The organism is Comamonas humi (assembly GCF_054782535.1).
In genome coordinates, this window is record NZ_BAAGSH010000003.1 from 113,387 (window position 1) to 121,122 (window position 7,736).

The 7,736-nt window shown below is 60.6% G+C and carries 8 protein-coding genes; 1 reads left to right on the forward strand and 7 read right to left on the reverse strand.

Annotated elements, in window-relative coordinates; all coding sequences use genetic code 11:
• Positions 1-358: 358 nt before the first annotated feature.
• Positions 359-1,303 carry a LysR family transcriptional regulator gene (locus ACYVKR_RS02850; RefSeq protein WP_460479238.1) on the reverse strand — a complete coding sequence of 315 codons (945 nt, stop codon included), beginning with the start codon at positions 1,301-1,303 and terminating at the stop codon, positions 359-361.
• Between the two features lie 121 nt (positions 1,304-1,424).
• Here ACYVKR_RS02850 and ACYVKR_RS02855 point away from each other — a divergent pair, with 121 nt between their 5' ends.
• Positions 1,425-2,027, forward strand: a complete 603-nt coding sequence (locus tag ACYVKR_RS02855; RefSeq protein ID WP_460479239.1) for an NAD(P)H-dependent oxidoreductase — start codon at positions 1,425-1,427, stop codon at positions 2,025-2,027.
• 21 nt (positions 2,028-2,048) lie between these two features.
• Here the strand turns inward: ACYVKR_RS02855 and ACYVKR_RS02860 are convergent, their stop codons facing one another.
• From ACYVKR_RS02860 to ACYVKR_RS02885, 6 genes are all read right to left on the reverse strand, one after another.
• A complete protein-coding gene (locus ACYVKR_RS02860) occupies positions 2,049-3,380 on the reverse strand; it encodes an MFS transporter (protein ID WP_460479240.1) in 1,332 nt (443 codons plus the stop codon).
• Between the two features lie 67 nt (positions 3,381-3,447).
• Positions 3,448-4,377, reverse strand: coding sequence for an alpha/beta fold hydrolase (locus ACYVKR_RS02865; protein WP_460479241.1), 930 nt, complete (start codon positions 4,375-4,377; stop codon positions 3,448-3,450).
• Positions 4,378-4,391: 14 nt separating this feature from the next.
• Positions 4,392-5,567, reverse strand: coding sequence for an FAD-dependent oxidoreductase (locus ACYVKR_RS02870; RefSeq protein ID WP_460479242.1), 1,176 nt, complete (start codon positions 5,565-5,567; stop codon positions 4,392-4,394).
• Between the two features lie 9 nt (positions 5,568-5,576).
• Positions 5,577-6,254: an N-carbamoylsarcosine amidohydrolase gene (locus tag ACYVKR_RS02875; RefSeq protein ID WP_460479243.1), complete on the reverse strand. Its 678-nt coding sequence runs from the start codon at positions 6,252-6,254 to the stop codon at positions 5,577-5,579.
• Positions 6,251-7,336, reverse strand: a complete 1,086-nt coding sequence (locus ACYVKR_RS02880) for a M29 family metallopeptidase (protein ID WP_460479244.1) — start codon at positions 7,334-7,336, stop codon at positions 6,251-6,253. Before ACYVKR_RS02880 ends, ACYVKR_RS02875 begins: the two co-directional genes overlap by 4 nt.
• A gap of 118 nt (positions 7,337-7,454) precedes the next feature.
• Positions 7,455-7,736, reverse strand: a 282-nt coding sequence (locus ACYVKR_RS02885; RefSeq protein ID WP_460479245.1) for an alpha/beta fold hydrolase, incomplete at its 5' end; no start/stop codon positions are given.

Sequence of the window (7,736 nt, forward strand, 5' to 3'; positions counted from 1 at the left end):
ATGCGTGGCGATATGCTTTTTGAGGTGGCTTCAGGATGGATGGCGGCTGTGTAAGCAGTAGTCGGCCCATGTATGGTGGGTAGAACCGCAGTGGCCATGATGAGAAGCCTGCAGGGAATCTTCGTCGCCGATTCGTCCCTTTTGCCGGCTTGTGCAAGTAGCTCGAAGCCGACATCTTCACCACGAGCAAGGCATTGCGCTGGCTGAATCCGAAACATTGCATCATGCATGTGAATCGACGCGGCTTGCCTGGACGCTTGGAATCGATGTCCGGAATCGGATGCAGCGGCCCCTGGTAAGGCAAAACCGAACGTCTCTGATCAGCCTGAAGCTGTCTCCCGGTGGAGAAGAGCTTTCATCATGCAGTTCGATGTGGATGAGACCATAAATCGTCTGTCACCGTGCCATGTAGCAGATCAAGAAAGAGCTGTGCTCGAAGCGGCAGTTCCCGCTGACTGTAGACGACGTAGACCGAGTTGTATGGTGGTAACAGCAACTGTGGCAATAGTTGCTCCAGATGGCCATCGACCAGATCCTGATGGACGACGAACCGAGACATGCAACCCCAGCCAACGCCACCTTTGACGGCTTGATAGAGCGTCTCCGCGTTATTGCTCCAGAATGCGACGTGCATTGGGGCGGATCGTCGAGCATTCATTTCATCCAGATATTCAAGTTGTTCGAAGCACATGCCTTCCGCACTATAGGAGGCAGCTGGCAGCTGAAGCAGTGCGGGCAAGGAGGTGACGGACCCATGACGTGCGATGAATTCGTGCGACGCGACGAGACATACGGGGTTGCTGCAAAGCTTGCGCGCGATGATCCGGGAGTCTTTGGGCTCGCCAATGCGCACGGCCAAGTCAAAGCCATCCGCGATGAGATCGGTATGACGGTTGTCTAATTCCAACTCCACTATGACGTGCGGATACAGCCGCTGATATTGCAGTACGGCGGGCAGCACGTAGCGATTGCCGAAATGGGTAGAGGACGTTATGCGCAACAGCCCTCGCGCTTCCAGGCGGGTTTCGTCGGCAATCTGCCTCACTTCGCCAAGCAATGCGTGAAGACGACGTCCACGAGCTGCAACAGCGACACCTGCTTCAGTCAATGAGAGTGACCGAGTGCTACGTCTCAGCAATCGGACGCCCAAGGTCTTTTCAAGCGCTGCCACACGGCGCGAGACGACCGAGCGATCGACATGCAAGCGATCAGCTGCAGCTTGAAAACTGCCTGCTTCCGCCACAGCCAGAAAGCGCAGCAGGTCTTGCGGGTCGATGGGGTCGAGCCAGTCTAGTGGATACATGCGGTTCCCCTTGAATAGCTTAGCGGCTTCATTGCTCGTGCAATTGGAGCACGAATGAATTGGGATCTCAGCGCTATTTCCATGCGGTGTTAACTCCTAGACTTCATGCATCCCTTCTTTGATGACTGATATCGACATGAAGACGCTAGTCCAAATTTTTCACCCTCATTTGCGTGAGTCGCGCGTAAATCGCATCTGGGCAGAGCGATTGGCATGTGAGCCTGGTCTCCATGTCCGCAAGCTCTATGAGCTGTATCCGGACGGGCGAATTGATGTCGCTCTTGAACAAGCCGCAATGGAGGAACACGACCGCATCGTTTTTCAGCACCCGCTGCTGTGGTATTCCGTGCCGCCGCTTATGAAGCAATGGCTCGACGAGGTGCTGACTTATGGCTGGGCCTACGGTTCGCGCGGGAATGCGCTTGAAGGCAAGGAGTGGATAACCGCTATCTCGACGGGAGGTGCGGCACACACCTATCAGGCGGGCGGGCTCAACCAGTTTTCCATTAGCGAAACCCTCAAGCCGTTACAGCAGACTGCCAACCTGATCGGCATGAGGTTCCTGCCGCCGTTTGTTTTTCATGAGGCCGATCGAGCGACACCGGAGCAAATTTCGATGTCTGCAGAGCAGATGCTCGCGCACGTGCTCAGCCTTGACTTGGACCCAGCTCTTAAGCGTAAGGCGTTGTTGAATCCGGCAGAAACTGAGCCCGCCAAGGCCTGAGTTCTGGCCCTTGCGCGTCGATCAGTTGACATCCCGCAGGTCGATGCCTTTGGTCTCCTTCCAGGTCCAGACCACGATTGCGGCGATGAGGACCATGACAGTCACATAGGCGTTGAAGACCCATTCGAGCTTCATGCTGCTGAACCAACTGCTCAGATAGGGTGCGGTGCCTCCGAACAGGGCCACTGAGATTGGCAGCGCCGTACCGAGGATGCGAGAGCGGTAGCGTGTGGGGATTTGCTCGGCCAGAATGGCGGGCATCGTACCGCCCACGCAGCCTGTCAATGCCAGCATCAGACCCTGGGCAGCGAAAAGCGTCCATGGGTCATTGGAGACGAATTTGATCAAAGGGTACGAAAGAACCGCAACGGCCAGAAAATAGAAAATCGCCACGGGCTTGCGACCGATGCGATCCGAGACCCAACCCCAGATGGGTGTCGCGATGATGTAGATGATCTGTGCGAACACGCTGGCCAAGAAAGCCTGGGATGGATCCATCCCGCGTTGCGTGATGGCGAAGATCGCGGCATAGCCGGTCCAAATGTAGTAGGGCAGCCCCACGCCCGCCTGGTAGAAAAAAATTCCCACAGCGCATTTGAATATCTTTGCATTGCTCCATTCACTGGCGGTCTGGACGCTGGCAAGGTGAGACTCATGTACGTCGCTCTCCATCATGCCCCTGCGCATGACGAGAACAGCCACGGACAGCAATGCCCCAAGGTAGAACGGAAGCCTCCAACCCCAGGCGCTCATGTCTTCAGCGGCAATCATGCGATTGAGCAATGCACCGAGCAGCGTAGCCAGAATGCTTCCCAGACCAACGCTGAAGAACATGCTGCTTGACCAGAAAGCTCGGCGCTCCCTGGGGGCAATTTCGGCTACATACGCATATGAAGCGGTGGCTTCGCCACCGTGGGCAAAGCCTTGCACAAGCCGCGCGACTAAGATGAGGAAGGATGCCCAACCACCGATTTGTGCATAGGTCGGAATGACTGCAATCATGAGACTACCAAAGCCCATGAGGAGCATGCAGCTTAGCAGCACGCCTTTGCGGCCAATACGGTCTGCCAGCCGGCCAAAGAAGATGCCGCCCAGTGGCCTGGAAACAAAGCCAACGGCAAATACAGCCAACGTTCCCAGGAGTGCTGAGGTCGGGTCCGCTGGGTTGAAAAGCGCCTTGGCGATGTAGGTCGAAAATACCGCGTAAATGGTCCAGTCAAACCATTCCAAGGCATTGCCCAGACCTGTTGCGATCATGGACCGGGTCCGCAGCAATTTGCCAAGGGAGGTGCCTGGTGCCGCGGTGTTGCGGGAAGGCGTTGGACTCACGGTCGAGCCGGATGTAGTACTCATGGGGTGTCTCCTGTCTGCGAGATTTTTTGATGGAATCTATGAATGATGAGAGATGGCGAGTAAGCCGTTAGCGGTGTTTTTGCAATTGCCCGCTTAGGTGCTTGATGAGCAGTGCGGCGATGTCGTCGCTGTTTTTTTCTGACATGAGCATGTGGCCGTTGCCATGGATGCCGTGTTGCTCTAGCCACAGGTGTGTTATGTCGTAGCCTTGCTGACGCAGGTATTCAGAGGCTCTGGCATTCATGCCGCGCATCCAGGTGGCCTCACCTGTCACGAAGGTGATGGGGCGGTCATAAGGGTCATGGGTTCCCTGGAATTCAGCCGCGCACAAGCCGTTGGAGAACGTCCCTTGTGGATGCGTAAGTCCTGGCTCGCCTTGTGGCTCTATGGCAATGATTGCTTTGACCTTGGGACCTCCAATGGAGGCCATGGCCCAGCCGCAAGGGCCACCAGCAGAGTGCGATATCAGCACTGTGTCAGAGGTCAATGCAAACAGCTCCGCTGAGATGGCCTCACTGTGCCGTTGAGCAGAGACCAACGAGTTCGCCATCACGCCTTGGCTAGCCATGAAACGATCGCCGGCTTGCGGGGCATCGCTAGGCCATTGGGTGTGTGCTTGCGATTCGGGCCAGAGCGCATGCCGGGCCGGTTCAACGAATCGCGGATAGAGCGTTTCGTAGCTTGGCTGCGGCAAGGACGCCCCCAGCGTAGCCTCGTTCCAGTGACTGCGGCCATGTCCCGGCCGGTCAAGGACATAGACCGGGAACCCCGCTTGCAGGAAGGCATGTGCCCAGCCTGGACGCCCATCGGGCGTTCGCAGGAACTCCGAGCCTTGCCCGCCGCCGCCATGCACGAAGGTGACGGAGACATCCCGGGCGTTGACTGGTATGAACCACTCCACGTATGCGCTCACTCCAGGAAGTGTCGTACCTTGGTGCTGGTTGGGTGGTGTCGTCAAAAAGCGGCCACCAAAATCCGCAAGTATGTAGGCGGGCATCGTGCGTGGCGGCTTCAGTACACCGTCAGCAGCTTTTCGGTAAAGCTGAAGATGTCACGCATGGCGTCAGGACTCTTGGCAATGGCCTTGGTGTTAGCCACCCAGTCGTCCATAGCCTTGCCAGGAGCCGTGTGGTAGAGGTGATGGAGGTTGGCCGTGGCGCGAGGCGAGACTAGCTCAATGAATTTCTGGCGACGGTCGGCTTCGTAGGCATCGAGGATGCCGTGGCTCGTTCCATCGTGAATCACGCGGCCAAGGGCTTCCACGAGCGCAAAGCTGTCGAACATGCCTCCGGTCAAGCCGAGACCGCCAGTCGGGTTGGTGATATGGCCAGAGTCACCAACCAGCAGGATGCGGCCCATGCGCATGCGGTCCGAGACCCGCTGGTGCATGCGATACGGGGAGTAGGACACGACATCGTAGTTGGCGCCTACCGGCAGCAGCTTGTCGAACATGGTGCGGATGCGGTCTTCGATGCCCTCGAGCGGCAGTGCAGGATCTTCCATGAAGGTCACGCGCCACAGATTGTTCTGGTCGATCTTGCAGATCACCGAGCCATAGACATCGTCCACCTGCATGGTGCAATTGGCGTAGCCGAACTTGTCGAGATCGACTCGGGTGTTCGTGGCAACGTAGCGCTCGGGCCAGGTAATACCAAAGAAGTTGAGCTTCAAAATGTCGCGTCGCACGCAGCTGGTGGCACCGTCTGCGCCGATCAGCCATTGACCTTCCAGCGTCTCTGTCTTGCCGTTCGACTCGACCGTCACCACCACACCGGAGTCATGCTGTGCTGCATCTTTGATGGTCGTGGAGTAGCGGATTTCGACATTAGGAAGGCGTTTCAGGTGGGCTGTCACCACGTGCGCGACCTTGTCTTGGCCCAGATGCAATGCATATGGGTATTTGGTATGGCCTTCCAGGCCTTTGAGGCTCCAGTGAATCAGCTCGGAGGTGTCGTACACGCTCCATGCATAGTCCTGGCGCACAAAACCGGCTGCAATGCAATCGTGGAGTACGCCAAGCTTTTCCAGGTGCGGCAGCACGGCATAGTGATAGACCAGTGCCCGCGGGCTGTCGCTGATCTTGTCGCTGGCTTCGATGATGGTGACGCGTGTTCCAGCCTGAGCAAGGCCCAGGCCAGTGAGCAGTCCTGCGGGGCCGCCGCCCGCGATGATTACGTGTTGAGTCATGTTGATCTCCTAGAGATGGATGGAAATGTTGTTTACGGCGTTCAATGCCTGGGCCAGCGGCATGACGGCAGCATACTTCTGCGCCATGTCGAACAGATTGGCCTCGTGCGGTCCCAGGGCGCGGTCGCCGCAGCAGTCGGCCACCACCAGCGGTCTGAAGCCCGACTGCATGGCGTCGACCACGCTGGCGCGAACGCAGCCGCTGGTCACGCAGCCGGCCACCAGCAGGGTCTGCACGCCGCGCTGGGCCAGCCAGGGCGCGAGCATGGTGCCGAAGAAGGCCGAGGGCGTGGCCTTGCGCACCACATACTCGCCCGGCGCCGGTGCCAGCTCGGGCACGATGGCGCTGTCGTGGCTGCCCTCCTTGAGCGTGAGCATGCCCGGCACCTTGAGGCAGAAGATATTGCTGTCGGCATCGTCGTCCGAGAACACGATGCGGCTGTGAGCCACCGGCCAGCCGCGCTCGCGCGCATGGGCCAGCAGGTGGCGCGTCTGCGCAATGGCAGCGGGGATGTTGCCGCCGCCGAACACCGCCGGGTCGGCAAAGCCGTTGACGAAGTCGATGATGAGCAGCCCGAACGGCGCCTTGAGCGGCAGCGGCGTGCCGAAGCCCTGGCGGGCATAGGCGGAGATGTCGCCCTGCACGCCCTCGGTGGGGATGCTCTGGGCGCTGGTGGTCGTTGTCATGGGATGTCCTTTCGTTGCTTCGGCTGTCTGGCGGCGCGCGCCAGTCCTTGCTCGTCCTGCACCACGCCGGCGATGACGACCGGGCGGCCGTCGAGCGCGACCGAGCAGCGGCGCATGGGAATGTCGATGTGGCAAGCCGTGGTGCGGCTGCCGCCGGCCTCGTTGTTCGGGCCCATGGACCACAGGAAGTTGCCCTCGAAGGCACGGGCGTCCATGCCGATGTGGGTTTCCTTGTTGTAGTGGGCCAGCATGGACCAGTGGGCGCGCGGCTGCAGCCCCCAGCCGACGTGCGACACCGCATAGGCTTCCGGGTCCTCGTACGCGGCCATGTACTCCTGCAGGATCTCGGCCTGCAGGCCGCCGCTGATGCGGGTGACGTAGCCCTTCTCGATGGTCAGCTCGATGGGCTCGGTCACGTAGTCCTTCATCGGCAGCAGGATGTCGCCGCGGTCCAGCACCACGCGGCCGTTGCTCTCGCCCTCGTCGGGCCAGGTCAGCACGAAGCCGCTGGGCCAGTGGTCCCAGCGCCCGGGCTGGTCCACGAAGCCGTATTCGCAGATCGCGGGGAAGCTGCCCAGGCGGCAGCGCAGGTCGGTGCCCGCGGCCGAGGTGATGTGCATCTGGGCGGCAGCCTCGATCAGTTTGGAGGCGGCCTGCACGCGCGCGCGGTCGGCCTCGGTGGGCACCAGGCGGCACAGCACCTCGGGCGGCTCCACGGCCAGCAGGATCTTGGTGCCGGTCTGCAGGATCTCGTGCTGCTCGGGCGAGAACAGCAGGGTCATCAGGTCGAGCACCAGGTCGCTGGCCTTGAGCGCAGCGATGGCTGCCGGGTTGCCAGTGAGCGGCGTCGTGCCCAGGTAGGCCAGCGAGTCGCGGCTCAGCGACTTCTCGGCGTTGACGGGCGGCAGGTCGAGCCGGTTGACGCGCGCGCCCATCTCGCTGCTGGCGGCGATGGCGCAGCGCAGCGTCTGCGGGTGGGTGTCGGCGCCGGTGAGCACGGTCACGGTCTGGCCGGCTTCGAGCCGGGACAGCGTGAGCACCTGCTTCCAGGCGTGGATCAGGTCGATGTCGCTGACGGACATGGTCGGCTCCTTGATTGACTGGGATATGGGTGGTGGGCGCGTGAATTTCGCCAGGGACACCAAGCAAGGGCCGCCCCGCAGCGAGGGTGTCGTCCCCTGGGGGAAGCGGCGCAGCCGCTCAGGGGGGGCATATGCTCGCGCCGAGGAACTCGCCCAGGGCCGCATAGAAGCCGGCCTCGTTGTCCCACGGGATCATGTGGCCGGCGTTCGGCACGCGCACATGCGCGGTCTGCGGCGCCAGGCCCTGCCACTCGGCCACGTCCGCATCGCGCACCACGTCGCCGCGCTCGGCCGTCACCAGCAGCAGCGGGTGCGGGATATGGGGTAGGTCGGCGTGGATGTCGTCGCGGCCGAAGTCCTCGAAGCTCTGGACGATGGCCGGCTCATGGCAGGTGTGCAG

Excerpts from the sequence above, each read along its gene's own strand:
- ACYVKR_RS02860 (WP_460479240.1), bottom strand. The coding sequence starts at position 3,380 with ATGAGTACTACATCCGGCTCGACCGTGAGTCCAACGCCTTCCCGCAAC.
- ACYVKR_RS02875 (WP_460479243.1), bottom strand. The coding sequence starts at position 6,254 with ATGACAACGACCACCAGCGCCCAGAGCATCCCCACCGAGGGCGTGCAG.
- ACYVKR_RS02865 (WP_460479241.1), bottom strand. The coding sequence starts at position 4,377 with ATGCCCGCCTACATACTTGCGGATTTTGGTGGCCGCTTTTTGACGACA.
- ACYVKR_RS02870 (WP_460479242.1), bottom strand. The coding sequence starts at position 5,567 with ATGACTCAACACGTAATCATCGCGGGCGGCGGCCCCGCAGGACTGCTC.
- ACYVKR_RS02850 (WP_460479238.1), bottom strand. The coding sequence starts at position 1,303 with ATGTATCCACTAGACTGGCTCGACCCCATCGACCCGCAAGACCTGCTG.
- ACYVKR_RS02855 (WP_460479239.1), top strand. The coding sequence starts at position 1,425 with ATGACTGATATCGACATGAAGACGCTAGTCCAAATTTTTCACCCTCAT.
- ACYVKR_RS02880 (WP_460479244.1), bottom strand. The coding sequence starts at position 7,336 with ATGTCCGTCAGCGACATCGACCTGATCCACGCCTGGAAGCAGGTGCTC.